Origin of the sequence: Actinomadura napierensis (genome assembly GCF_039529375.1) — a bacterium.
Taxonomy (GTDB): Bacteria; Actinomycetota; Actinomycetes; order Streptosporangiales; family Streptosporangiaceae; genus Spirillospora; species Spirillospora napierensis.
In genome coordinates, this window is record NZ_BAAAMR010000127.1 from 1 (window position 1) to 26,245 (window position 26,245).

General features: G+C 68.5%; 22 protein-coding genes. 9 read left to right on the forward strand and 13 right to left on the reverse strand.

Going from position 1 to position 26,245, the window contains the following annotated elements; genetic code table 11:
- On the forward strand, positions 1–400 hold a 400-nt coding region (locus ABD296_RS42075), incomplete at its 5' end, for a transposase family protein (RefSeq protein WP_344281451.1).
- A 79-nt stretch (positions 401–479) separates the two neighbouring features.
- Here the strand turns inward: ABD296_RS42075 and ABD296_RS42080 are convergent.
- Together ABD296_RS42080 and ABD296_RS42085 are read right to left on the reverse strand one after the other, a co-directional pair.
- Positions 480–4,517, reverse strand: a complete 4,038-nt coding sequence (locus tag ABD296_RS42080; protein WP_344281454.1) for a tetratricopeptide repeat protein — start codon at positions 4,515–4,517, stop codon at positions 480–482.
- Between the two features lie 38 nt (positions 4,518–4,555).
- Entirely contained in the window at positions 4,556–4,984 is a 429-nt protein-coding gene (locus ABD296_RS42085; protein WP_344281457.1) for a hypothetical protein, read from the reverse strand.
- A gap of 191 nt (positions 4,985–5,175) precedes the next feature.
- Between ABD296_RS42085 and ABD296_RS42090 the strand changes: the two genes are divergently transcribed.
- Positions 5,176–5,310 carry a hypothetical protein gene (locus ABD296_RS42090; RefSeq protein WP_344281460.1) on the forward strand — a complete coding sequence of 45 codons (135 nt, stop codon included), beginning with the start codon at positions 5,176–5,178 and terminating at the stop codon, positions 5,308–5,310.
- Positions 5,307–5,909: a recombinase family protein gene (locus ABD296_RS42095; protein WP_344281463.1), complete on the forward strand. Its 603-nt coding sequence runs from the start codon at positions 5,307–5,309 to the stop codon at positions 5,907–5,909. Before ABD296_RS42090 ends, ABD296_RS42095 begins: the two co-directional genes overlap by 4 nt.
- Here the strand turns inward: ABD296_RS42095 and ABD296_RS42100 are convergent.
- From ABD296_RS42100 to ABD296_RS42135, 8 genes are all read right to left on the reverse strand, one after another.
- Complete coding sequence (locus tag ABD296_RS42100; RefSeq protein ID WP_344281466.1) at positions 5,899–8,973, reverse strand: Tn3 family transposase; 3,075 nt, start codon at positions 8,971–8,973, stop codon at positions 5,899–5,901. The two genes, ABD296_RS42095 and ABD296_RS42100, sit on opposite strands and share 11 nt — an antisense overlap.
- A gap of 45 nt (positions 8,974–9,018) precedes the next feature.
- Positions 9,019–9,567 (reverse strand): IS630 family transposase, encoded by a 549-nt coding sequence (locus ABD296_RS42105; protein ID WP_344281508.1) that lies wholly within the window; start codon positions 9,565–9,567, stop codon positions 9,019–9,021.
- Positions 9,471–10,067, reverse strand: coding sequence for a winged helix-turn-helix domain-containing protein (locus tag ABD296_RS42110; protein ID WP_344281469.1), 597 nt, complete (start codon positions 10,065–10,067; stop codon positions 9,471–9,473). Before ABD296_RS42110 ends, ABD296_RS42105 begins: the two co-directional genes overlap by 97 nt.
- A gap of 245 nt (positions 10,068–10,312) precedes the next feature.
- Entirely contained in the window at positions 10,313–10,660 is a 348-nt protein-coding gene (locus ABD296_RS42115) for a roadblock/LC7 domain-containing protein (protein WP_344281472.1), read from the reverse strand.
- A 40-nt stretch (positions 10,661–10,700) separates the two neighbouring features.
- Positions 10,701–11,417, reverse strand: a complete 717-nt coding sequence (locus tag ABD296_RS42120; RefSeq protein WP_344281475.1) for a hypothetical protein — start codon at positions 11,415–11,417, stop codon at positions 10,701–10,703.
- A 68-nt stretch (positions 11,418–11,485) separates the two neighbouring features.
- Positions 11,486–13,759 carry a sensor histidine kinase gene (locus tag ABD296_RS42125; RefSeq protein WP_344281477.1) on the reverse strand — a complete coding sequence of 758 codons (2,274 nt, stop codon included), beginning with the start codon at positions 13,757–13,759 and terminating at the stop codon, positions 11,486–11,488.
- Positions 13,760–14,097: 338 nt separating this feature from the next.
- The gene (locus ABD296_RS42130) at positions 14,098–15,060 is read right to left on the reverse strand and encodes a terpene synthase family protein (RefSeq protein ID WP_344281480.1); all 963 of its coding nucleotides are present in this window, start codon (positions 15,058–15,060) and stop codon (positions 14,098–14,100) included.
- A gap of 55 nt (positions 15,061–15,115) precedes the next feature.
- The gene (locus ABD296_RS42135; RefSeq protein ID WP_344281511.1) at positions 15,116–16,492 is read right to left on the reverse strand and encodes a cytochrome P450; all 1,377 of its coding nucleotides are present in this window, start codon (positions 16,490–16,492) and stop codon (positions 15,116–15,118) included.
- A 1,102-nt stretch (positions 16,493–17,594) separates the two neighbouring features.
- Here ABD296_RS42135 and ABD296_RS42140 point away from each other — a divergent pair.
- Both ABD296_RS42140 and ABD296_RS42145 read left to right on the forward strand, forming a co-directional pair.
- Entirely contained in the window at positions 17,595–17,750 is a 156-nt protein-coding gene (locus ABD296_RS42140) for a hypothetical protein (RefSeq protein ID WP_344281484.1), read from the forward strand.
- 173 nt (positions 17,751–17,923) lie between these two features.
- Positions 17,924–18,220, forward strand: a complete 297-nt coding sequence (locus ABD296_RS42145; RefSeq protein WP_344281487.1) for a hypothetical protein — start codon at positions 17,924–17,926, stop codon at positions 18,218–18,220.
- A 107-nt stretch (positions 18,221–18,327) separates the two neighbouring features.
- Here the strand turns inward: ABD296_RS42145 and ABD296_RS42150 are convergent, their stop codons facing one another.
- A complete protein-coding gene (locus ABD296_RS42150; protein ID WP_344281490.1) occupies positions 18,328–19,491 on the reverse strand; it encodes an AAA family ATPase in 1,164 nt (387 codons plus the stop codon).
- Between the two features lie 748 nt (positions 19,492–20,239).
- Between ABD296_RS42150 and ABD296_RS42155 the strand changes: the two genes are divergently transcribed.
- The 3 genes from ABD296_RS42155 (at position 20,240) to ABD296_RS42165 (ending at position 22,766) form a co-directional block, all read left to right on the forward strand.
- The gene (locus tag ABD296_RS42155) at positions 20,240–20,635 is read left to right on the forward strand and encodes a hypothetical protein (protein WP_344281492.1); all 396 of its coding nucleotides are present in this window, start codon (positions 20,240–20,242) and stop codon (positions 20,633–20,635) included.
- Positions 20,632–21,228 carry a MauE/DoxX family redox-associated membrane protein gene (locus ABD296_RS42160; RefSeq protein WP_344281495.1) on the forward strand — a complete coding sequence of 199 codons (597 nt, stop codon included), beginning with the start codon at positions 20,632–20,634 and terminating at the stop codon, positions 21,226–21,228. Before ABD296_RS42155 ends, ABD296_RS42160 begins: the two co-directional genes overlap by 4 nt.
- Positions 21,229–21,317: 89 nt before the next feature.
- Positions 21,318–22,766, forward strand: a complete 1,449-nt coding sequence (locus ABD296_RS42165; protein WP_344281498.1) for a lysyl oxidase family protein — start codon at positions 21,318–21,320, stop codon at positions 22,764–22,766.
- A gap of 250 nt (positions 22,767–23,016) precedes the next feature.
- On the opposite strand, the gene ABD296_RS42170 is transcribed toward ABD296_RS42165, so the two are convergent.
- Positions 23,017–24,249: a hypothetical protein gene (locus tag ABD296_RS42170; protein WP_344281501.1), complete on the reverse strand. Its 1,233-nt coding sequence runs from the start codon at positions 24,247–24,249 to the stop codon at positions 23,017–23,019.
- 3 nt (positions 24,250–24,252) lie between these two features.
- Complete coding sequence (locus ABD296_RS42175) at positions 24,253–24,843, reverse strand: DUF4158 domain-containing protein (RefSeq protein ID WP_344281503.1); 591 nt, start codon at positions 24,841–24,843, stop codon at positions 24,253–24,255.
- 292 nt (positions 24,844–25,135) lie between these two features.
- Between ABD296_RS42175 and ABD296_RS42180 the strand changes: the two genes are divergently transcribed.
- Positions 25,136–26,206, forward strand: coding sequence for a pentapeptide repeat-containing protein (locus tag ABD296_RS42180; protein WP_344281505.1), 1,071 nt, complete (start codon positions 25,136–25,138; stop codon positions 26,204–26,206).
- The last annotated feature ends 39 nt before the right edge of the window (positions 26,207–26,245 follow it).

Sequence of the window (26,245 nt, forward strand, 5' to 3'; positions counted from 1 at the left end):
GCATCGCCGCCACGGCATGAACCTCCAGGTCATCGCCGCGCCGGACGGGGCACTGCTGTGGGTGTCGGGACCGCTGCCCGGCTCAGTCCACGACCTGGCCGCGGCCCGGATCTGGGGCATCATCCGGGCACTGGCCGCCACCGGCCTGCTCGTGCTGGCAGACAAGGCGTACCAGGGCGCCGGCGCGCACGTCCTCACGCCCTACAAGGGACGCGACAAGCCCGAACCGCTCAAGGACGCCAACCGCGCACACGCCAAGCTCCGGGGACCTGGAGAACGAGCGAACGCCCAGCTCAAGTCATGGCGAATCCTACGGAAGCTACGCTGCTGCCCCCACCGCGCCGGCCGCCTCGCCAAAGCCATCCACACCTTGCAACTCTGCGAGACCGCAGCACACTGAAAAAGGCTCAGTGTGTCCAGAAAAGTACACATTTCCGGACGCCCGGGCCCGGCGGGGGTACGGGCCGGCCAGCGCAACATTAGCCCTCGGGAGCAGCTGGTGGCTGCTTCATCCAATCCGGGACGTCCTGGCCGGTGACCGCGCGAAACGCCCTGTCTGCCTCGGCGGCATCACCGGCATGGCAGCGGCGTAGCAGATCAACGATCGTGCCGACGATGCCCTGGGCATACTCGGGAAGTTCCTGCCCGGTCACCAACGCCTCCACCAAGGGAGCGACCGCCTCGCCGAATCGAGCGTCCTGCACCAGCACGTGCCCCCACACCGTGACACTCCGGGTGTAATCCGCCAGGTAGGCGGCTCGGTTGGCGGCGGCCAACTCCCGGCGCAGCTCGACGGCTTCCCGGGAGACCGAGACCGCCTCCTCGCGCTGCCCGGTCTCGGCCAACCGGTTCGCGTGGTTGTTCAACGAGCCGGCCAGGTTGGGCAGGTAGGCGGCCCGGTTGGCGGCGGCCAACTCCCGGCACAGCTCGACGGCTTCCCGGGAGACCGGGACCGCCTCGCCGGGGTGCCCGGTCTCGGCCAACCGCACCGCGTGGTTGTTCAACGAGGTCGCCAGGTCGGGCAGGTAGGCGGCTCGGTTGGCGGCGGCCAACTCCCGGCGCAGCTCGACGGCTTCCCGGGAGACCGGGACCGCCTCGTCGCGCTGCCCGGTTCCAGCCAGCAGGGCTGCGTGGTTGTTCAACGAGCCGGCCAGGTCGGGCAGGTAGGCGGCTCGGTTGGCGGCAGCCAACTGCCGGTAGGCATCAACGGCTTCCTGCGAGACCGGGACCGCCTCGTCGCGCTGCCCGGTCTCGGCCAGCAGGGCTGCGTGGTTGTTCAACGAGCCGGCCAGGTCGGGCAGGTGGGCGGCTCGGTTGGCGGCAGCCAACTGCCGGTAGGCATCAACGGCTTCCTGCGAGACCGGGACCGCCTCGTCGCGCTGCCCGGTCTCGGCCAGCAGGGCTGCGTGGTTGTTCAACGAGCCGGCCAGGTCGGGCAGGTAGGCGGCCCGGTTGGCAGCGGCCAACTGCCGGTAGGCATCAACGGCTTCCTGCGAGACCGGGACCGCCTCGCCGGGGTGCCCGGTCTCGGCCAACCGCACCGCGTGGTTGTTCAACGAGGTCGCCAGGTTGGGCAGGTAGGCGGCTCGGTTGGCAGCGGCCAACTCCCGGCGCAGCTCGACGGCTTCCCGGGAGACCGGGACCGCCTCGTCGCGCTGCCCGGTCTCGGCCAGCAGGGCTGCGTGGTTGTTCAACGAGCCGGCCAGGTCGGGCAGGTAGGCGGCTCGGTTGGCAGCGGCCAACTGCCGGTAGGCATCAACGGCTTCCTGCGAGACCGGGACCGCCTCGTCGCGCTGCCCGGTCTCGGCCAGCAGGGCTGCGTGGTTGTTCAACGAGCCGGCCAGGTCGGGCAGGTAGGCGGCCCGGTTGGCAGCGGCCAACTCCCGGCGCAGCTCGACGGCTTCCCGGGAGACCGGGACCGCCTCGCCGCGCTGCCCGGTCTCGGCCAACCGGTTCGCGTGGTTGTTCAACGAGCCGGCCAGGTCGGGCAGGTAGGCGGCTCGGTTGGCGGCAGCCAACTGCCGGTAGGCATCAACGGCTTCCTGCGAGACTGGGACCGCCTCGTCGCGCTGCCCGGTTCCAGCCAGCAGGGCTGCGTGGTTGTTCAACGAGCCGGCCAGGTTGGGCAGGTGGGCGGCTCGGTTGGCGGCAGCCAACTGCCGGTAGGCATCAACGGCTTCCTGCGAGACTGGGACCGCCTCGTCGCGCTGCCCGGTTCCAGCCAGCAGGGCTGCGTGGTTGTTCAACGAGCCGGCCAGGTCGGGCAGGTAGGCGGCCCGGTTGGCGGCAGCCAACTGCCGGTAGGCATCAACGGCTTCCTGCGAGACCAGGACCGCCTCGTCGCGCTGCCCGGTCTCGGCCAACCGCACCGCGTGGTTGTTCAACGAGGTCGCCAGGTTGGGCAGGTAGGCGGCTCGGTTGGCGGCAGCCAACTGCCGGTAGGCATCAACGGCTTCCTGCGAGACCAGGACCGCCTCGTCGCGCTGCCCGGTTCCAGCCAGCAGGGCTGCGTGGTTGTTCAACGAGCCGGCCAGGTCGGGCAGGTAGGCGGCCCGGTTGGCAGCGGCCAACTCCCGGCGCAGCTCGACGGCTTCCCGGGAGACCGGGACCGCCTCGTCGCGCTGCCCGGTCTCGGCCAACCGCAGCGCGTGGTTGTTCAACGAGCCGGCCAGGTTGGGCAGGTGGGCGGCTCGGTTGGCGGCAGCCAACTGCCGGTAGGCATCAACGGCTTCCTGCGAGACCAGGACCGCCTCGTCGCGCTGCCCGGTCTCGGCCAACCGGTTCGCGTGGTTGTTCAACGAGGTCGCCAGGTTGGGCAGGTAGGCGGCCCGGTTGGCAGCGGCCAGCCGGCGCCAGATGTGGACGGCTTGACGTCCCTGGGCCAGGGCGTGGTCTCGCCGACCGGCATTCGACAGGCGAACCGCGAGGGTGTCTTGGATGCGGGCGCGCTGGGCGGGGTCGGCGGTGGGCAGGCGGTGGGCGGCCAGTCGCTGGGTCAAGGCGGCGATCCCGGCGTTCAACTCCACATGCGAGCCTTCGGGCAGGACGGCCTCGATGGCTTCCAGCACGGTGACATCCAGGGCGTCGATACCGGCCAGGGCCGCCAGCGTGGCGCCTCCGGCGCTCAGCGCCAGGCGCGGACGGGCCGTCAGCAGCGGGGCCAGTTGTGTGGTGGCGATGTGCGGCCAGCGGGCCGCAGCCTGTACCAAGGTGGTCAACGCGGGCCGCGCCCACACCGGCCCATCCTCCCGGCTCCCCACCTCCGGCGCACCATCTTCATCGGTGGTGGCGGTGATGATGCGGGCGGCGGCCTGGGCCGCCCAGGCATCAGCGGGGTAGCCGCTGGCGGTCTGGTGGCCCGGGGTCGACAGCGCGAGCAGGTCCTCGCCCAGCCGATCGGGATACAACGGCTCCAGCACGCTGTCGGGAGCGCTGGGCGGGTAGGCGACCGCGTGGTCTTTCAGGACCCGGTCGGGGTGCACGCTGGTGCCGATCTGCGCCGACCGCACCGCCGCCAGCCCATCACCGTAGGCCTGCGAGCCGGTCAGCACCGCGGTGTAGACGGTCTGCCCCATCGCGCCGGCGTCCACGGCCACGTCGGTGTTGCGGTGCAGCCACTGCCAGTGATCACGTTCCCGGGCCAGCAGATACCCCGAGATCGCGGCCAGGTCCTGTGGCGCCACCATCTTGCGGAAGGCGGCGTCGACCGCGGTCAACGCCGCCATGTGCACCGCCAGCACCAGCCCGAACCCCGGCTGCGCGTCCAGGCCGGCTGGCGGCCGCACCGGGTCCGCGGGAACGTTCAAGGCCCGGGCGAAGGCGTCGCGGGCGTCGGTGAACAGTCGGGCCCGGTCGATCTGGTCTCCCAACGGCGGCAGCCGGACCGGGGCCGCCGCCGTGGTGAACTTGTCGATATTGAAGGCCAGGGTGTCCCACCACGCGCCCGCCGGCCGCGCCAGCAGCAGCACCCGCGCCCCCTGTCCGGCGGCATCGCCCAGCAACGCCAGCAGATCGGTCACCGGCCACCGCTCGGCGTAATCCACCAGCACCAGCACCCCCGCCTCCCGGCGGGGACCGGCGGCTCTGGCGTCGGGGGCGGCCACCGTGGCCGGGTCATCGGCGTGCCGGGCCACCAGCACCCGCCATCCCGCCTCCAGCGACTCCTCGCCGAACCGTGCGGCCAGCCGGGACTTGCCCTGTCCACCCGGCCCGTGCACCAGCAGCACCGGTTCACTCGGCCGGTCCCGCCACGCCCGCAACCGCCCCAGCTGCTCGACACGCCCGGCAAACGGCACCTGCTGCAAGCCCGCCTGCAACAACAGCCCCGGACGCCGGCGCGCTTTGTCCACCGGCACCACCAGCCCAGCGGCGGGGAGGGCCTCCAGCCGATACAGCGGCCGCTCGCCTTCGATCCGCACATCGCCCCGCACCCCGGCGATCTGGGTCACCGACCCGAACACCACCGAGCCGGCCACCATCTGCTGGCCGCGCGCACGCCGCTTGAAGCCCGCCGGCACCCCCTCCTGAGGCTCGGAGCGCCGCCGGGGCCACCCGGCTACGGTTCCTCCCGCAACTCAACGTCTCCGCTGGCACCATCGACCTGGTCCACCGGTCCGGCGATCTGCGACCCGGTCACCGACTGCCCACCCTCCGCCGGCGGCGGCACCGGCTGCCCGTCCGGCACCGGCGCAGCCGGCGCCCCGGCCCCGAAGTACCGTCCCCGGCGGTGGATCCTCACGTTCTTGCCGCCCCGCACCTGCGCGAGGCCACCACCGACCCCGGACCCGGTCACCGACTGCCCGCCCCGCCGACCGGTCACCAGCCCGGCCACCGCCAGCACCACCCCGGTGATCCCCACCACCGCGCCGATCACCGCCAGGGTGTCGGCCGGATGAAACCCCGCCACCACGAAATACCCCACCAGCCAGATCGCCGAGCCTGCAGCGATCACGGCCCCGCCCCATGCCAGTACACCCCGTGTCATACCGACATCATCACCCCGACGGCAAGATCAGCACCGGTGGTCGACCCGGAATGGTCTCGCCGCACCCGGTCCGCAACCGGTCACCGCCACTACCCTGTCCGGAAAAGCGGATGTTTCTGGATGCTGGGAGATCGCCTGGTGGGCTCGACCAACAAGATCCGCAACGACTCGCGCCTGAGTGATTCGGGCCTGTGGGCCTGGTGATCGATCCGCTGCGCGCCGCCGGAGTCGCCGACCCGCACACGGTGGCGCGGGGCCTGGTCGCCGTCCTGCGGCGGGAGGACCCCTCCGCCCCGGGCGTGCGGGCCACGGCTATCGGCCGATGACCGTCTGGGCGTACGCGCGGGTCTCCACCCGTGATCAGAACCCGCAGCTCCAGCTCGACGCGCTGGAGGCCAGTGGTTACGACGAGCTGGTCACCGAGAAGGAGTCGGGCAAGCGCGGTGTGGCGCGGCCAGAGTGGGAGGCGCTGCTGGCGCGCCCCCGGGCGGGCGACACGTTGAAGTTCTGGAAGTCCGACCGGTGGGGCCGGTCGGCCGGCCACGTGCTGACCACGGTCAACGAGTTGCGCGAGCGCGGCGTGAAGGTCGTCAGCCTGACCGAGAACTTCGACCTGGACACCAAGGAGGGCCGGTTCATGTTCGCGGTCCTTGCCGCGGCCGCCGAGTACGAGCTGGAGCTGCGCGCCGAACGGCAGGCCGAGGGCATCGCCGCCGCCCAGCGCCGCGAGGCCGAGGGCCGGATGCTGCCAGGCAAGAAACGCATCGGCCGCCCCCACGCGATCGGCCCGGCCGAGTTGGCCACCCTTCACCGTCTGGTGGAGGACGGCGTCTCGGTCACCGAGGCAGCCCGCATCCTGAAGATCGGGCGGTCCACGGCCTACCAGGCCCTATCGCAACCAATCGTCCCATCCCCTACTCCCTGATGCCCTTCACGAACGTCCTTCGGGGGTGGTCGGCAGCGTCCTGGTCGGGGTTGTGGAAGGGACGCAGGCCGGTGGCGACTTCGGCGCGGGTGAAGGCGTAGCGGCCCAGGAAGTTGATGTGCTCGTAGGCGATGGGTGAGAGCCGGGCGCACATGTCGTCGGTGGCGGGGAAGCCGTCGGCGCGGATCTGCTTGACGGCGGCGTCCAGGTAGAGGCTGTTCCACCACACCACGGCGTTGAGCGCCAGGCCGAGGGCGCCGAGCTGGTCCTCCATGCCCTCGCGGTAGCGCTGGCGGAGCTGCCCGCGGTTGCCGAAGGCGATCCGGCGTGCCAGGCGGTGGCGGCCTTCCTGGACGTTGAGCTGGGTGCCGATCATGCGGCGGTAGCCGTCATCGGAGATGAACTGCAGCAGGTGCAGGGTCTTGAAGATCCGACCGTAGTGCGCGAACGCGTCGCCCAGGCCGGTGGGGCGACCGTCGCGCGACAGCATCCTGATCAGGTCGTAGGCCCGCACCGTGCCGGTGGTGAGCGAGCCGGCAACGCGGAGCATGTCGGCCCAGTGCGCGCGGATGCGGTCCAGGCGGACGGTGTGGCGGGACATGTGATCGAGAGGCCCGTAGGTGGCGCGGGTGTTGGTGCGCCACAGGCGGGTGTCGGCGAGGTCGGCGATGCGCGGGGAGAACTGGTAGCCGCAGATCGCGAACAGCCCGAATACGATGTCGGAGTAGGAGGCGGTGTCGGTCACCACGGTCTCGGGGCGGGGGCCGCCGTCGATGGTGTGGATGGCGTCCAGGATGAACAGCGAGTCGCGCAGGGTTCCGGGCACGACCAGGCCGCCGATGCCCATCACCTGGTCGTTGACGACGTTCAGCCAGGTCGCGCCGCGCTGGCGGCCGAAGTAGATCGGGTTGTGGCCGGTGTGCAGGTTCGCGACCGGCACGATGAACCGTAGCCCGTCGGCCGAGGCGATCTGCCCACCGCCCCAGCAGTTCACGATGTCGATCCCGGATTGAGCGGCGATCAGGCGGGCGTTGGCCGCCGAGATCGTCTCTGCGCGCAGGTAGCCCTGGTCGACCTGCTGGAGTCGGGCGCGCGTCAGGGCGGGCACGTTCTGTTTCTCGATCGGGGCCAGGCCGACGTTGCACGCCTCGGCCACGATCAATCCGCACAGGCTGACCGCGAAGTCCTCCATCGCGGGGTCGGCGCCGGAGATGTGGGTGAAGTCGGCCGCCAGGCCGGTGCGGTCGAACACCTCCAGCAGCAGCTCGGGAAAGTCCACGCGCGGCAGCATCTGGTCGATGAGGGCGCGGAACTCGGTCATCAGCGGCGGCTCGGCCAACGGCCCGAGCTTTTCCACCCGCAGACGTCCGCCGACGAACTGCACCGCGGTGTTGCCCCCGAGTCCGTCCAGCACCCGGGTGTAGGCGCCCTCCAGCGCGGAGGCGAGTTCGGCCAGGTGCCCGGCCGGTTCCTCCTCCAGCTCCAACGCGGCCAGCACCCGCGGCCGCGCCGCGTCCCAGCCCTGGCCTTCCAGCAGGCGGGCGCGTGGGTCGCTCCACCGGTCGGCGCCGGCGGCGAACACATCCCGGCGGCGCAGCGCGGTGTGCAGGTGCATCAGCGCGCACAGCGTGAACGCGGCCTTGTCGACCTGACCTGCGGGAAGATCGGGATTGGCGAACACCAGCGGCCGCCACGACCCGGTCACCAGGTCCTCGTGCGCGGCGATGTCCGCGCGGTCATAGCGGCGGCGCGATTTGGCCATCGCGGCCGCGGCGGCCACCATCGCCAGTACCGGCCGCCCGGCCTCCACCGCCCGGAACTCGATCGTCTCCAGCAGCAGCTCGATGAACTGCTGCACCGTCCGGTACCGCTTGACCAGCTCGGCCCGCCACGCCGCCGCCGCGTCGTCGTCGGTGGCGGGCACGAACGCCGCGATCACCTCGACCGCCGCCGACAGCTTCTCCCGCGGCACCACCCGCTCGATCTCGTTCCACACCTCCGCCAGCGAGACCAGGCGGTCCTCGGTCGCCTGCGGCGCGCTCATCAAGATCTCCATCGCCGAGGCGACGTGCCGGGCGGCGCTGCGCAGCTTCGGCAACGTCCGCAGCTGCTCGGCCTTTCCCGCACGCTCCGCCTTGGCCAGCAGGTTCGAGGTGATCAGCAGATCCAGCACATCCAGCGCATCGTCGATCGACGCCGTCTCCAGATGCCGGACCGTGGCCAGCAGCGTCGCGGTCTGCCGCCGCTCCTCCAGATCCCGCAACGTCGGTGCCTTGGACGCCATCCCGTACCGGGCCAGCGCCGCCAGCTTCACCGCCGGCACCGGCTCGGTCTCGACCCACCCGGCCCCGATCCCGGCGATCTCGGCGACCCGATCCAACTCCCGCACCAGCACCCGGCCCGACGCCTTCACCGGCGAGGTCCGCAGCCGCTCCAACTCCGACACCCGTCGATCCTCCGGCACTCGCAGCAGGCCCCGCAGAGCCGCAGCGGTCTCGGCCGGCGTCCGCTCGGCCAGCAGGCCGTACAACCGGGCGTTCTCCACCCGGCGGACCTCGGCCACCAGACGCGTCAGCGTGGTGATCCCCGGCAGCAGAACCCGATGCTCCACCAGCCACACCACCGCCCGGTCGAACAGCGCCCGTGGCCCTTCCTGCGACGCCCACACCCACGCGCCCACGAACGCGCGCGCCTGCTCCTCCGCCGACTCGAACTCGGTGTAGCCGAAGGCGTCCCGGATCTCCCACGCATGCTCGTACCGGCTCTGCCGCCGCTGCGCATACGCCTCGAACTCCGCCGGATCGACCTCGACCTGCTCTGCGGCGAACCGCACCACCACCTCCGGCACCGCCGACAGGTCCTCGGTCACGAACGCGCCCAGCATCCGCACCGCACCCCACTGCACCGCCCACCCCAGCCGATTCGCCGGCGCCCGCTTCGACCGGGCGTGCGTCAACGCGTGCTCATCCAGCCGGAAGAACATCTCCAGCTCACCCGGCGACGGCTCCACCGCGAACCGCCCGTACCTGGCCACCTGCTCATCAGACAAGAAATCCACTGGCATGCCCGGCAACGTAAGAGCCGTGACCAGGCCAAACGAGGCAAGTGATCAAACCGAAGCGAAGATCCCGTCGTTGTCGCTACTGGCCGTTCCGATCCTCCTCACGGGCCTGCCGACGAGATCGTCCAGGTCGGCGGCCAGGAAGTTGGTCATGGAGCGCTTCAGTGCCGACCACACGCCCTCGGCCGGGTTGAGGTCCGGGGCGTAGGCCGGCAGGTAGAACACCGTCAGCCAATCGGCCTGGGCATCGATGAACGCCCGCATCGCCGTGGAGTGGTGGATGCCCAGGTTGTCCCAGATCAGCACGATCTTTCCGTCCGGTAGTTGCTGGTGGGCGCCCTGCAGCATGCTCTTGTACTCCTTCAGGGTGAAGGCGGCGCGTTCGCCTTTGCGGCGGCGGTACAGGTGCAGCCGGTAGATCAGCCGGGACCGCTCGCCGGTCCGGTAGCAGACCAGCCCGGCCACCGATACCCGGCTGCCGTGCTCGCCGCCGTGCACTTTCACCTGCGGCCGGTGTCCACGCCGGCTCCAGGTCCGTCCTTTGGGCGGCCTGAGCCCCTGGCCGGTCTCGTCTTCGAAACAGATCCAGGCGCCCAGGTCCGCCGCGGTGCTTCCACCTGCGGCCACACCTCCCGCTTCCAAGCCGCAATGGCCTGCTCGTCGCGTTCGATCGCGCGGCGGCCGGGCACCTGCACCGACCAGCCGTTACGGCGCAACAGCAGCGACACCCCGGGCACGGTGTAGTCGATGGCGAACAACTTGTTGATGAGCCCGGCCACCCGGCCCAGCGTCCACCGCTGGTCATCGGCATAACCGTGCGCGGCCGGACCACGGTTCAGTTCCGCCTCCAGCAGCGCGAACTGCGCATCATCCAGCCGCGGCCGCCCATGCGGTCCTTTGGACCGCAGCGCCTCAGTCCCTCCCGCGCGCCAGGCTTGGCGCCACTTCTCCACCTGCCGCAGCCCGACCCGCAACTCGGCGGCGACCCATGCGTTCGGACGGCCCTCGGCGAACCACTGCGCGGCCTGCATCCGCACCCGTTCACGTCTGTGCTGACCGGCAGCGGTCGACCCGCCACCCTGGGGGTATCTGGCCATGCAACCGGCATACGCCCCCGCAACCGGCAGGTCCACTCACCCAACCGCCATGACCTATTAACCCTAGTTAGAATCCCCCACGCGGTCGGCGCAACGGCCTACTTCCACCGAGCAGGCTCTCGGTTTCGCGGCCTTAATCATTTCCAGCCTGCAGTTAAGGCCGCTTCCTGCTGGAGGGGCGTTGCCGTCGCGGCCCGCTTCGCCGCGACCGGCGGGGACGCGCAGCGGAAATGCGCGGCGGCAGGTCAGTTTCCGATAGCAGTGAGAACTATCTTCAGCGCGTGGCCGAGTGAAGCGGGATCGACTGCGTGGTCGGCTACGACGGCTAGGTAGGTGTCGCGCCCTCTGCGTACGAACAGCAGCGCGCCGTCGAGTTCCACCACGACCTGCCGTGGTGGGGTGGTGCTGTTGGCGTGGTCGCGTGCCAGGCCTGTGGCTACGCCGGCCAGCGCGGCGCAGCCGGCGGCCAGCCGTTGGGCTGCGTCTGTTTTGAGTCCCTCGGATTTGACGCTGACAAGCCCGTCCGTCGTGGCCAGCACTGCGTGCCGGACTCCGGTCACCCTCAGGACGTCGTCGAGTATCCAATCAGCCATCGTGATCGTCCTTTTAGTATTGGGCGAGGTGAGCGGTTCCTCAGCGGAGCCGTAGAACTGATTTGGCCCGTCGTCTGGGCCTCGGCGCCCTGCTTGTGGTTGATGGGGCGTCGACGCCCATTCGCCGGAGTTCAGCCAGAAGTTCTCTGTACAGCCGAGGGTTGTAGAGGTCCGCGTCGAGTTGCTCGACGAGTTCCCAGTTCAGCAGGTCGAGGATCAATCGATGGGCCGAATGATCACCTACCTCGGCGACGAGTTCGACTACAGCCTTAGGTTTCGCGCATTGCACCAATACTTGCCGATGTGCTTCTGTCAGGCCGAAGCGTTCCCGATTCTGCGCTGCGGCCGCGTAATTGGTGTTCCCATTTTCAGGATGCGCGGTGGCGGAGCGAGTCGCGCAGACAATGGCGGTGACCGATAGTCGGTCGGGTTCCGTCGGATCGGGAATGTCTGCAACCTTGATCAAGCCCTTGGTGCGCAGTGTATCGATCGCCACTCGCGCCTGGTCCGTGTCGAGGAGGTCGAGGACATCGATGCTGTTCTTCCCGTGAGCGGCCTGGCGCGTCCGCGCGATATAGCAGACGACGTCGGCGAACAAACGTGGTTGCGTTAACCACTGAAGCAGGTTGACGTATTCCGGGCCCAGTCCAAAGCATCGGTATTGGGTGGTAATGCGGCCGTCTGGGAGACGAACCTGGTACTCCCTGATCGCCTCTTCGATCTCGGAGGCAGCCAACGCGGCGACGACCACCTCCATCGACCCAATGGTGTAATCGAAGCCGTTGCTTCCCTTGGTGCCTCCGCTGGGCCTTCGGCTGTCAGCGCTCATTCGTCGGCGCTGTCTTCTTCGGAAGCATGCCTTGCCGCCTCGGTCCGCCCTCTCCTGGTGCCGCTTTGGAAGGCCGTCATGACCGTGCGGACCTGCTCAGGACTCCGGCCTTCCAGCGGGTCGGGCTCATCGTCAGCCGGAGATGTCTCCTCCTGCAATTCGGGTGCGAGGCTCCTACCGGGGTCGCGTACCGGCAGCCCGCCCGGGGTGGTCGCTTCTGCGGACGGTACGGTGTCGGGCGCGTCAGGAACGGCAGGGGCAACGTCTCCGGCGCCCGCGTCTGCCACATCAGCGGTAACGGGACCGCCGGCGTCGGGGACCGGCCTCAGAGTGCGCTCGGATGGGGCCTCCAGCAGTCCGACCGCCGCAGCGGGGGCTGAGCTTCCGCCGCCGGCGGTGACGGCGACCTGAGGGGCCGCAGTGCTGATCTTGGCCGCGTGGCTGGGCGGCGGATCGGTGATCAAATTCGTCGGCAGGAGCACCACGGCGTCCGCGCCGCGGTAGGCATTGCTTTGAACTGTGACCTTGATTCCGTGTGCGCGAGCTCGCTGCGCGATGATGTAGAAGCCGATCCTCACCTTGCCCTCAGGGCTGAGCGCTGAGTCCCACACCTCGGGCGCTGTGGCGAAGAACTCGTTGTGGCGGGCAATGTCCTCGTCGGAGAATCCGTAACCGCGGTCTTGTACGACGACCGCGACACCGTGCGCGACCTGAGTGGTTTCGACTTCGACGACCTTGTCGGAGAACATCAGCGCGTTATCGATGAGCTCAGCGATGATCGTGACGACGTCCTCGAAGGCGTAACCGACGAGCCCGTAGTCCTGATAGGTGCCCAACTTCACACGCTCGTAGGCGTGTGTCTGTCCGATAGCGTCGCGCAGCAGCTCGTAGAGCGAGACCGGCCTCGTACCTCCGGAGCGCAGGGCGCGCTTTTCTCCGATGTAGCCGATGTTCCTGGCGTTCTTCAGCGCTCGGACGACAAGGGCGTCCAATCTGAACAGCTGTTGGAGTTCCTCGGGGTTGATGTCGCGGCGCTTCTCCATCGCGGTCACCAGATCAAGAAGCTGAGTCATGAGGGAGTAGGTGCGGTCTCCCAAGTCGCGGATGATCCGGCGGCTACTGGCTCGCGTGGCGGCCTCTGCTTGGGTGGCCTCCACCACCTGCGCCACCAGGCGATTGAAGGTCCGCCCGATCTCACCGATCTCGTCGGCGCCGAACTCGATGGGGCGCACGCCGGCGTGCTTGCCCTCACCGATCAGCCGCAGCTGGCCGGGCAGCTCAGCCTCGGCTTCCTGGACCGCCATGAGCAGACGCTTGAGCCCTCTGTCCAGCTTCCGGGTCGCGCCGACGCCGGTGACGATGGCGGCAATGAGGGCCGCTCCACCCAGCACGCCCACACCCGCCCACTTGGCAAGGACCTGATAGCCGAGCACGGTGCCCTGGTCGACCACTTCGTTACCGCCGATGTCGACCGCCCGGTCCATGGCCGTCAGCACCGGTTGAGTAGCTGCCTGCCACTGCACGGGTGTGACGGCGGTCCGTCCTTGGCGCCGGGGCTGCTGCGCCTGCTGTTCGAGTCGCTGAAGGGCCGAGTAGGCGGTGCCCCTCTGCAACTCCTGCAGGCGACGCCGGTCGGCGTCGGGAAGCTGCGCGGCGGCATCCTGCTCGGCTTGGCCCCGAAGCGCAACGGTCTGCGCGAACTTGACGTACTCGCCTGTCCCGAATCGGCCGTCCGCCAGCACACCCGCCAGGAAGGCGTCCTCGCGCGACAGCATCTCGCGGGCGCGGGTCAGCGCGATGAGTGCCCGACCGTCGGCTGAGATGTCCGGGTCGTCCAGCTCGGCGTTGACGCTGACGATCTGGAAGCCGGCGTCGATCGCGGTGTTGAACCCCTTGGCCGCGGCGTCGCGGGTGATGGTTCCGCTGTTGATCGCCGCGCGCAGGGAGGGCAGGTTGGTGAGCTGGGCGCTGGTCGCCGCGACGGCGCGGCGGATCTTGCCGCCGGGCGCCTCTTTCGCGGTGCGACGCCACTGGGCGATCACCTGGTCGGTGTGTGCGCGCTGCTGCCGCAGGTCGCCGGCGCTGAGCCCGTGCTTGCGTCCGCCCAGGTAGACCAGAGAGGCGCGCCGCTCGCTCTGCAGGGTCGTGATCAGCGTCTTGGTCGGACGGCCCGCGGTGTTGTCGATCTTGCTGGTCTGGAGCAGGTTGTAGCCCTCGGTCGAGGTGGCCCAGAAGCTGAAGACCCAGAGTGCGACGAGGAGGATCAGCATCAAGATGATCCGCGATTTCAGTCGGATCTGGCGGTCACGACCCTGCCGTTGGAAAGGCCAAATACGCGGACGCATGAAGTTCCTCATAAGACCGATGAGCGCGGGGGGAGGCCGCCCAGACGAGGCGTGGTCCGTGCCCTCCCGGCTCGTTGGGAGGACGGTGCCGACTCGTCGGGCCGCCGATTACACAGAGGCACCCTAATGACTTTGGGGCACCCAAGCGAAGCGAATCGGCCTTTCGGCTTCCTGGTCCAGTGCAAGCAGGGGCGGCTTCTCGAGGCGCCGGCCGGTTGTGGTAGAGCGGGCGCCGCCGATCGCCTCCCTGGAGACGGCGAGGTCTATCCGCTGTTAGGAAGATCACCCCAGTAGTCGGACTGGGCTCCATAGAACTGTTGGCTGAATTTCAGCTGGTGTTCCAGGTAGGCGGCCCCGTGGGGGCAGGTCGCGCGGAGCTGGTCCAGTTGGTCGGCGAGGCGTCGCACAAGGTCGTCGATGCAGAGCCGGACGGTCACCTCGTCGGCGCCGAGCCTCAGGGCGTTGAGGTCGTCCCACTCGGCCTCGCGGCCGCTGGTGGCGAGATCGTTCAACAGCCGCAGAGCCGACTGGACCGTGCGGCTCGCCTCGCGAAGCTGAGGCAGGTGCTCCAGGATGACGGGATCGTCGAGCGCGATCCAGTGGACCACGTTCACCCATGCTGAGCCGAAGTTGTCGGCGATGACCAGGTAGTCCTCCAGCGTCGTTGGCGGCGTCAGCGACCGCCGCTGCCCGCTGGCCTGTTCCATCTGGTCCGCCGAAGCTGTCCGGCGGACGTGGTCCTTCCAGTTCCACTCAAGCGCCATAGCCTGCAACATCCGGTGCAGCTCCTCCAGCCACACCGGCTCCAGATCACCGAACGCCGGCGCGGCGGACAGATCCTCTCGCAAGCATGCCAGCGCCTCGCAGAGCGCGTCGCCCTCGGCTGCGGATCCGCCGTCGGCTACTTTCTCGCACCGCTCGACGATGCCGGCGACCTCGCCAGCGGAGGCCGCCAGATGGTCGACCTGGAAGTCAACCGCGAAGATCCACAGCGAGGTCCGCGCCGCTGCGCGCAGCTGGTCCGCGGTGTAGCCAGGGGCACCGAAAGCGATCGCCAGAGACAACTGCGAAGGGACCGGCTCGATCGGCGGAATCCGCAGCAGGGTCGGAAAGCGGAGCGCGAACTGCCTGAGGTCGCCTTCCACTCTCAGAGCCTCGCGGGCGGTCACGCCGCCCACGAAGGCGTCCGCTGCGGCCGCTGATCCTGCGAAAGGCTCGTCGTTCACGTTCGTCCTTCCGGCCGGCGGCATGGGTCCAGAAGCGGGGATCGGTTAAGGCACGTCACCGGCGTGGTGTGAGGATCAACTCGACCGGCTCGCTGGGCTGGAGGGTCAGCGACAGCTTGGGCTCCACCGGCGCGGCCACCTCGACACGGTAGCGGCTGAGGACCGCCGCGACGATCAGGGCCGCTTCCTGGCCGAAGAACGCCTCACCCAGGCACTGGTGCACGCCCGACCCGAAGGGCACGTAGGCGAGCGGGTGCCGGCTGCGGTTCTGCTCAGGGGTGAACCGGGTGGGGTCGAATCGGTGCGGGTCCGGCCACACACTTTCCAGCCGGTGGGTCAGGTAGGGGCTGATCGCCAACGTGGCGCCGGCGGGAATGGCGACACCCTCGATCACGTCGTCCTTCAGCGCCATCCGGGGCACCGCCCAGCCGACCGAATAGATCCTCAGCACCTCCTTCAGCACCATCTGCGTGTAGCTCAGCTTGCGGATGTGCTCATAGCGCGGACGGTCTTGGCCCACCACGGCGTCGACCTCTTGCACGACCCGCTCGGCGACGTCGGGGTGCTGCGCGAGTGCCACCCACACCCACGACAGGGCGATCGCCGAAGACTCACTCCCGGCGACAAAGAGCGCGACGATGTCGTCGCAGACCTGCTCGTCGGTCAGCGGTGCTCCATCAGCGCCGGCGCCGTTCAACAGTCGGGTGACCACGTCGTTGCCGTCACCGCCTCCGGCGCGCGCCTGGTGGACCACGGGCCGCAGGATCTCGTTCACCGTTCTCGTCGCCGCCCGGAAGGCCCGGTCCCCCGGGACGGGGATCCAGTGCGGCATGAAGGGCATCGCCATCCGCCACAGCAGGCTCCCCATCGCCGTGGCGATCGCGTCGCCCAGCCGGTCACCCTCCCCAGCCGGGACCAGGCGCCCGAAGAACAACGGATCGATGACCCGCTGGACGATGCGGGTCATCTCCCTCCCGGCGTCCACCGGGTGGCCGGCCCCGGCACGGCGTCCCAAATCCTGGACAGCGCCGAGGATCGAGTCGATCATCTGCTCGCTGGCAGCGCTCAAGTAGCGCGCGGAGAAGGCGGGCTTCAAGATCTCTCGCGAGGCGTGCCACTGCTCGCCTTCACCGCCGATGCCCTTGCCCGCCAGCCGCCCCAGCGCGTCCCACATCGCCGCCCCGCGCGGGTAGTTGTCGCTCCGGTCCCGCAGGATGTGCTTCAGGTGGTCGGGATGCGACACCAGGAAGGGCCGGAACGGGCCCAGATGGAGTCGGGCGATCGCGCCGTCGGCGTTCTGGCCGACCGTCTGCAACATGTGCAGGGGGCCTCCACCACGCAGGTCAGCTACCACCTTGCGCAGCGGCACCCTGAACGGCTGGGCGGCCTCGGCGGATCTGCCGCGGGAAGAAGGTCGGGCGAGTGTCGACACGTCGTGTCCCTCCGAGTCAGCGAAGATGATCGAGACGGGCATGGCATGCAGACGGATTGCCGAAGGCTCTGAAGGGGATGGAACCCGCGGTGGGCTGCTGATGGGACGCGGTCGGGTCCTGCTCGGCCCAGCCAGGCGATAGTTCACTGGTCGCCTCGGTGCCCTCCTCAACCGGAACACGAACAAAAACCGCCAAAGGCACTAATCTCTGCACTAAGTATCACATATCTCTCTTTTGCCTCAAGATCACCTTCGGTTAGGGTTTCCCGTCTCGGCGGTAAGACCAGGCGCCCGCCCCGTAGGAGTGGCCGTTGCGCGTGGGACCAAGTGTTGGCGTGAGCGGCCCCACCTTGAGCTCCGGTCAACGGGCATTACATCCGCCCATCGCCTGAAGCACGGGCACGGTGGTGCCGGTAAAGTGCGGCTTCGCGCGACAGATCGGCGCGTTCGCCGGGCACATGCAGCTCGCGGACAAGTTGTCGGCAGGAGCGCGCGGCGGCCCTCGGCACGCCGAGTCAGGGCCGCGCTCTCCAGGGACTGCGATGTCGCGGGAGCTAGCTGTACTTGGTCATGATCTTGGCGACAGTCGGGTGATGGGCGGTTTGCGTCCAGGGCGGAGTGGGGCGTTTGGTGTGGCAGCCACACCGGGTCGCCACCGCCGTCTGCTTGAGCCCGAGCTCACCTCTCAAAACCTGAAAGTAGCAGCGTAGGCCCACTCTCACCGGTTCTACCGGATCACTGCGTCAGGCCGGTGTCGGTGTACCGCAGGGTGATCAGACCGGTCGCGCTCGCGGCGTACAGGGTGCTGGGCGGCGAGAACGCCAATGCGAGTGTTGGGTGCGGAATGCGGGTTGAGTCGGCTCGCTGGCCGCTGGGGAAGCCCAGATCGAGGTGACTCCAGGGGTGCCGGACCAAGCTCCGGGGGTGATGTAGCAGGCGAACGAAAAGTCCCGCTAAGAAGCGTCGGTTGGTCCGGCTTGGCGGGACTGGTCGTTCCAGAGCTACCGGGCTGTGAGCCCGGCACGATGTGGGCATGTCTGCGGAGAGCTTGATCTTTGGTGCGCTCAAGGCGGTCGGGGTGGTTCAGTGGGAGAGTTTCACCATGCCGACCTACGATCCGGAGACCGGTCGGCCGACCGGGTCGGTCAGTGCCCACCAGGTCGCGGCCGAGCTGATCCGGTGGCTGGAGTTGTGTCGTGCGCACGGCGCGACCGACTGCCCCGAATGCGCCCCGAAGGACGCCGAGGACGCATCGTGAGCGAAGGTGATCGTGGTGCGGCGCGGCGGTTGGCTGGGCGGGCGCACGAGGTGGTGCGGGTGTCGGGGCGTGAGCCGTTGCGGGAGGCTCTTGAGCGGCTCACTGGTGGGCGGTTGGGTCGGCCTCGTGGGCGGCCGGTGGTTCCGCAGTTGGACTCTCCGTGGCAGGACTCCGTGTCGCCTGAGCGCGCCCGGTGGCGGCAGCGGGCGGCGAATCTGGACGGTGAAGAGGTCTTCGCGGTCGACTATCGGGTGTGCCTGCGCTGCGGGCTGGGATGGGTGGAGCAGCCTTACACCGGTCCGCGGTTTCAGCGGTGCGGGCTGGCGGCCGCGGGACTGGCGGCGCTGCGGGCGGAGTGTTCGGGGCTGTCGTGGCACACCCTGGGCGGGCGCTTCCGCGACTCGATGGCGTTCTGGGCGGCGGTCGGCGCCGGCGTTCCCGGCGGATACCGGCAGCGTGCTACCTGGTAGGCAGCGAGATACGCCAGAAACCGGCAATCGCAATCTTGAAAGTCGCTGAGGATGCTGTGATCTTGGGAGCCGCGCTGCCTGGACCCTCAGGTAGATCCGGGCGCTGGTCAGCGTTGCGGCCAGTGCCAGGCGGGTTCGTCGAGGATGCCTTGGTCCGCGACCCGGGTCTCACCCATATCCTTGATCAGCTCAATCGTCTGCGCCTTCCCGTCCTGTGGTTCCCCGGCGCCCAGTTGTCCGACCAGTTGCACGGAATGAGTGACGGTGATGACCTGCGTCCGGGTGGACGCGTCGATGATGAGCTCGGCGAGCGGGCCGATCAGATCAGGGTGAAGACTCGTTTCGGGTTCGTTCAGCACCAGCAGTTCGGGGGGTCGCGGCGTCAGAAGGGCAGCGGCCCACAGCAGGTAGCGGAGTGTGCCGTCGGACACCTCCGCTGCCCCCAGCGGCCGCAGCAGCCCCGGTTGGGTCAGCGTCAGCTCCAACAGCCCGCCATGGGCGGTGATCTCGACACGGCTGCCGGGGAATGCGCGGTCGACTGCCTCGTCGAGGGCGTCGCCGTCCCCGATTTCCCGGATGGTCTGCAACGCCGCCGCGAGATCGCCGCCGTCGTGGCCGAGCACGGGTGTCAACGTCCCGATCCGGGCCGCGCGGGCGGGCGCACCCTCATCGGTGCGCAGGTGATCGTAGAAACGCCAGGACCGCATCCGTTCCCGGAGCTGAAACAGCTCAGGTGCCTGCTGCGGATCGGCGGCGGTGCCGAGCATGCTGTCGAACGGACCGAGCTGGTACGGCACGCAGCTCCAGCCGTTGCCGTCCCTGAACTTCACGGCGGTGCCGACTCGTTCGACGAGCAGCGCTGATCGTCGCAGCAGCGGCCCAGCCCAGACCGCCTCACCTTTGATCTCGGGGTCCAGGTGGAATGCCGAGTGCGGCCTAGACGGCGGGACCCCGAGGTCCATCGCGTAGCCGAAGGTGTCGCCCGCGAACCCGAGTCGCAGCGCAACCGGCTTCACGCGCGCCCCGCCTTGCGCAGGCCGGCGCGTCAGACCCGCCTTTTCGGGTCCAGCCCAGAGTGTGGCCGGCAGTCCGCCGTCGCGGGCGACCGCTGCTACCGCGCCGTTGCGGGAAGCAGTGGCCAGCAGCCTGAGCGCCCGGTACAGGCTCGACTTCCCGGTCCCGTTCGCCCCGGTCACGATGTTCAGCTGAGTGAGCGGCAGCACCAGTTGCCGCAGCGACCGGTAGTTCTCTACCGCGAGCGTGGTGAGCATCCCGACACGCTACTGACAGGACGCGTACCGCCGGGACGGCGCGACGGAGGGCGCTGGCGGTGCTCAGCGCGCTCGGTCCGCAGGGGCGCCGTGCGTTCGCGCGAGACACCAGGTAGACGACGCCAGAGCGATAGTAAAGTAGAAGTAAACTATAGATAAATAGTCAGTCATGACCGAGCGGTCGCATTAGTTCGACTCGCCTCGCGATGGCCAACTCCGGACAACGCATTGGGTTACGCGAATTGTACAACTATGTAACGCTTGCCCGACGAGTGAGATCATTCGGCCCCGGCCGCGGTCCTATGCCCGCCACCAGGTGCCCTCCGCGACACCAAGTCAGCGTCTCAAGGAGCGTATGAGAATGGCTCAGTCCGACAAGCCCGCCGCCGACCCACGACCCGATGCCGCGAAGCCCGGCAGCCCACCGCGCAGCACCCGCCGAGCGTTCATCAGGCATACGCTGGGAGGGTTGGCGATCGCGGTTCCGGCCGTGCGTGCCCTGGCAGGTTCCACCAGCGCCTCAGCCGCGGCATTCCCCGCCGCCAAATGCTCGAAGGTTTACCTTACGTACAGATATCATTACTGTTCAACCAAGTTGGTCCACACATGTCCTACCGGGTGGGTCAGGCGATGCGTCGCCCGCTACGACAAGTACGACTCCAGCACCGGCGCATACTGTGGTGAAAAATTCGACGACGAAGGCCCCTGCGCGATCTCGTAAATCCCAAGGCCACGGAAGGACCAGTCGATGGCACAGCTCTCCACTTACGCCGAGCACCTCACACGCGAACACGAACAGTGGAAGGCCTACGAATCCGGAATCAAGAAGACACCGCCAGGTGTCCTCCTGCAGGAGCTCCTCGATTACAACAAGGGCGCGTACGTGCACCGTATCGAGATACCTGACGACGCCCGGGATCGAATGCGGAAGCTCGCGGCGATATCGGGAGACAAGGGGCTCCGAGCGATCGCCGACCGCGGCATCGTGGAGATATCCCTGGAGGAGTTCCGCGACGCAGATCCTCATCAGACACGTCTGGTGGTCGGTTGGGAGATCGGCTACACCCCGGAGGAAGCCAAGCGTCTTGGTTTGGGGCCCAAGAGCAACCACGATCCCCGCAACACCATCATCGTCGAGTCATGACCGCCCTCGACGCCGTACGCGAAGCCGTCGTACTGTACCTCGTTGCCACTCTCAGTTCAACATCGCTCGCAAAGGCTAAGAATTGGAGAGCGACCTCCGCGGGTCTACTGCGAGAAACTGTGGTGCCGATCCGCGCCGCACCCTTCATCATCGGCGCAGTGGCCGGCGCCGAGTTCCTACTCGCCGCCCTCCTGGCCGCCGGTGTCCAAACCGTACCCACCGCATCGGCGGCAACCGGCCTGTTCGTGTGCTTCGCCTGTTACCGGCTGCTGGTAGCCCGACGCACCAACTCCCTCATGTGCTCATGCGCGGGCAGGACCCGGACCGACCCGGCAACCCCGGCCGCCATGGTCGGCACTACCCTCGCGTGCCTCATCCAGGCCGGTCTGGCAGGCGCACTGCTCGCGCTCGGCGGTCGGCCTGATGGCGGACTGCTCTCATCTCTGGCCGTCGTCGCTCTGCTGGTGCCGTTCCTGTTCGTGGCCGCCGGAGCCCGGCGGGCGGTCAGGGATCACGACCTTGCCCGGTTCCCGGAACAGTTCACCTCGTTGGCCTGGTTCGGGCGCCCCGGCGCGCCGCGCACCTCCCGGTGAGCCTGCGAGCCGGCGACACTCTGCAAGCGAACAAGCGCCAGTGAACGAGGCGAAAGGTCCCTATGGCCTGGAACTGGTATCGGACACACATGACGTCCGCAGCAGCGGTGACGATCACGACCGCGCTCACTGCAATCACGCCCGGAAATGCTGAAGCCGCTTCCGCGGCTGCCGCTGAACCTCTTCTGCAACTGGTGGTGGCCCAGAAGAACATCACGCTGACCAGATCGCGCGGGCAGGTCTTCCTGGACCCTGGTATCTGGGTGGCGTCACGGCGGGCGCCGCTGGAGTTGCGAGTGTCGCGGAAGGGCTACTCCGCTCCTCTGCAGATCAACCAGATCCTGCGGGGCCCCTCCGGGAGCACCAGGTCAAGGCGGCTCCCAGCCAGCGTGCTACCTGAAACACCGGTGGGCCTGAAGAATTTCCTGCGGCTCACGGTCAAAGACCAAGTGGGAACTGTCAAGGCGACGTTGCCGATCTCCTTCTGCCCCAATACCTCCGACCCCGCGCGACTCACACCGACCGCACCGAATTCCTCGCCTTACCCCCTGCTCTGCGGCAACAACCCCTTCATGCTGGGCCACGTATGGGGCGTACAAAAGGACTGGGCGGCCGATCCTACGGATGCTCCTCCAGTGCTGCCGCTCACGCCTGGGAAGTACGAGGTGACGGCGACGATCACACCCGCCTACGTCAACCTCTTCCACATCCCCGCAGCGCACGCTTCGTCAAAGGTCGAAGTGACCGTCGTGGACGGCCAGGACACAGGCATCCACAGCCCGGCACCGACCGCAGCATCCACACAGGTTCCGCCACAGGCACCACCCCTGTCTAGGGCCCGGACTGTCACCAACCCGCCAAAAGACTCCCTTCCCGACATGATCGCGCTGCCCGCCTGGGATATCAGCACTGGCACCGAATCACGCCGGGACTTGTTGAACTTCGCTGCCGCCGTATGGGCAAGCGGCGATGCGCCCCTGGACATCCAGGCCTTCCGCAAAGACAACGGCTCCCTCACCATGGACGCCTACCAATACTTCTGGCGGAACGGCAAAGTGATCGGGCAGGCCCCGGCCGGGTCGATGGGGTTTGAAAGCGACCACGACCACGACCACTGGCACTACGAGCAGTTCGCCCGCTACCGCCTGCTCGACGCCGACCAGAAATCAGTCGTCAAGAGCCAGAAGACCGGATTCTGCATCGCACCAACCGACCCGATCAACTTGCTCCTGCCCCACGCCCCCCGACAGCCTGTCCTCGGATTCGCCGGCCGCTGTGGCTCACCCACCGCCCTCTGGGTCCGGCAGACGCTACCGGTCGGTTGGGGCGACACCTACCCAGCCGATATCGAAGGGCAAGCCTTCGACATCACCAGCGTCCCCAACGGCACCTACTACGTCGAGATCACAGCGAACCCACAGAGGGTCCTTCATGAGCGGAGCCTCACCAACGACCGCACGCTACGCAAAGTGATCCTCGGCGGTGCCGCAGGCAACCGAAGCGTGAAGGTGTCTGCCTGGCACGGCATCGACGGTTGAACGGCGAGTGGGGCCCAGCTACGCGCCCTTCGCCGCCCACGCCCACGCCGATGCCGCTGACTTCCTCAGTACGCTCCGCGCGGTGAGCCGACACCGAGGTACCGGCGAAGGTCTCCCGCCCCGCACCGACATCGCCCCCGGACTCGTCCCCGGACTCGGCGTCGGCATCGGCGCGGGTCACCTCCGTGGGCGTCTCGACCGTCAGGGCGAGCCCCTTCGCGGGTTGGTGGGACGGCGCCGGGCGTGGGCATCATGCTCGGCGGTGAGGGCCGCGGAGGTCTGCTCGCCGAGGCGGACGTAGCGGCCAAGGCTGGCCAGATGCAGGTGGCGTGACTTGGCCTGCAGCTCGGCGGCGGTACGCCCGGCGGCCGCCAGCCGGGTCAGTGCCGAGTGCCGCAGCTGATGCAGCGTCCACCCGGTGCCGTGCGGGTCCAGCGCGGCCGAGGCGGTCTTGAACAGGTGCTCCGCGCGCGGGTAGGACAGCCAGCAGCACGTCCGGGCTGTCCTCGGGCAGTTCCAGGTCGGTCAGCGCCGGCCCCTTCTTGGCCTTCCACTTCTCCCCGGCCAGCAGCTGCGCGCGCGGATCCCGCCACCGGGCCGAGGCCTCGGCGTAGACCTCGCGGCGCTTGAGATGCCGGTGGAAGGCGGTGAGCACGCAGAACACGTAGGCGTTGCGGTCGACCCCGCCCGACTTGGGCAGCACCAGCGACTTCCACGACCCGGTCAGCAGCGCCGGGTCGATGTCGGCGACACCGACCTTGGTGCGGCGATCCAGCAGCCGCGGCACCGTCCGCATCGCCGCCAGCACCGCCTCGGCCTCGGGCGTGGCCCCGAACGCGATGACCTCGGTCAAGATCTTCATGAACGGGGCGACCGTGGCGATCCGCTCGCTCAGCCGCGCCCGCATCTCGGCGTCGGCGTCGGCGTCCGGCGGCGGCACCATGTCCGACACCGCCTCCACCGCCTCCCGCAACTGCTGGCGCGGCACGATCGCCTCGATCGACTCCCACACCTGCTCCAGGCTCAGCTCCTCACCGAACGCGGTGACCTCGAACAGCACCTCCACCGCCGCAGCCAGCCGCGCCGAGTGCTTGGCCAGCCGCGGGTGCCGGCGGGCACGCTCCTTGTCGGTGGCGCTCTCGGCCTTGCCGATCAGCTCGGTCACCATCAGCAGATCCAGCAGCTCCAGGCAGTCGTCGATCGACTTGGCCTCCAGGTAGGTGACCGTGGCCAACAGCGTCGCCAGCTTGCGCGCATCACCGTGCCGCCGCAGCGCCTGGGCGCGCGCCGCCATCCCGTACCGCGCCAGATCCACCACCCGGCGGTGCGGCACGTGCGAGTCCAGATCCAACGCGCCCAGCCCCACCCCGCCGATCTCGGCGGCCCGGTGCAGCGCCTTCTCCAAGTTCCGGCCACTCGGCGTGGCCGGCCCCTTGCGCCAGCGCTCCAGATCCGAATACAGCGCCCCGTCCGGCACCACCACCAGCTACTCCAAAATGGTCCGCTGGTGCGCCGACAGCAGACCGGCCAGCCTCTCGTGCAGATCCTCCACGGCCTGGTCCCGCACCCGCGCCACCGACCGCGCCAGCGTGGACACCCCCGGCAGGAGCACCGCGTTGGTCCGCAGCCACCGCACCCCATCGGTGAAGATGGTCTTGGGGCCCTGACCGGTGTTCCACGCCCGCGACCGCACCCACACCGCGAACTCGCCCTCGGCCTCGGAGAACTCCCGCAATCCGTAAGCGGCCTTGATCACGTCGCGGTGCTCGAACGGCGTGCTGCGCCGCTCGGTGTACCGCTTGGCGCACGACGGATCGGCGATCTGCAGCTGGCCGGCGAGCCGGTCCAGCACCACCGTCGGCACATCCAACGGGTCGGTCAGGAACGTCCCCAGGTACTGCACCGTCGTCAGCTGCAACGCCAACCCCAGCCGGTTGTGATCGCCGCGCCGCTTGGCGATCAACGCCCGGTCGGCGTCATCCAGGAAGAACATCCGGTCCAGCTCGCTCTGCGACGGCGCGCCCACATAGCGGCCGTAGGCAGCTGCCTCACGATCATTCAGAAACACCACCAGCATGGCCGCAAAGTAGGCGCGACCCACCGGTAACTAGCCGAGAGTAGCCAAACGGACACTGGCCACATCGCGCCACGCTGACCCCAGTAGCTCTGGAACGACCAATCCCGCTAAGCCACACCACCCAGCGCTCCTTAGCGGGACATTTCGTTCGCCTGCTACATCACCCCCGCTCCGGCCAGCACCCAGCGAACCAGACAGAAACCGAATTCTGTTCGGTTTGATTCGTGGCCCTTTCCGGCCGATCTGCCCCATCGGGGCCCGCGCAGGTCATCCGAAGCCGTAGAACGCTTCTATGTCCACGAATGCGCCGACCACTTGCCCAGAAGGGTCGCTGCGCCCTCAGACCAGCCCGTACGAAATCTGCAATGCTGCACCGGTATCCAACGGGCTGTGTCTGGCACACCTCGACGAAGAAGCACTCCAAGCACACCTCTCCACCCTGCGTCCAGGTTCAAGCGTTGACGCAAGCAGAGTTGTTTTCACGGCTGATCTGCTAAACCGCCTGCTAGATGCGATCAGCCAGGGGCAGCAACCAGAGCTCGGCTTCGCCAACTTCCGCGACGCGACCTTCACCAAGGGCGCCCACTTCGGCGACGCGACCTTCACCAAAGACGCCAACTTCCGCGGCGCGACCTTCACCAAGGACGCCGACTTCGGCGGCGCGACCTTCACCGAGGTCGCCAGCTTCGGCGACGCGACCTTCACCGAGGACGCCGACTTCCGCGGCGCGACCTTCACCAAGGACGCCGACTTCGACGGCGCGGCCTTCACCGAGGGCGCCAACTTCGGCGACGCGACCTTCACCAAGGACGCCGACTTCGCCGACGTGACCTTCGCCAAGGACGCCTACTTCCGCGGCGTGACCTTCACCGAGGGCGCCAGCTTCCGCGGCGTGACCTTCACCGAGGTCGCCAGCTTCGGCGACGCGACCTTCACCAAGGGCGCCAACTTCGGCGACGCGACCTTCACCAAGGGCGCCTACTTCGGCGACGCGACCTTCACCAAGGGCGCCAACTTCCGCGGCGTGACCTTCACCGAGGTCGCCTACTTCATCGACGCGACCTTCACCAAGGGCGCCAACTTCGGCGGCGCGGCCTTCACCGAGGGCGCCAACTTCGGCGACGCGACCTTCACCAAGGACGCCTACTTCACCGACGCGACCTTCACCAAAGACGCCAACTTCATCGACGCGACCTTCGCCGGGGGCGCCAACTTCATCGACGCGACCTTCACCAAAGACGCCAACTTCACCGACGCGACCTTCACCAAAGACGCCAACTTCACCGACGCGACCTTCACCAAGGACGCCAACTTCACCGGCGCGACCGGGACTGTCCGAAAGATCGTGTGGGTGGGGTGGTGATCCGGAAGGCTGGGGCCGATGCCTCGGCCGGGAAGGATC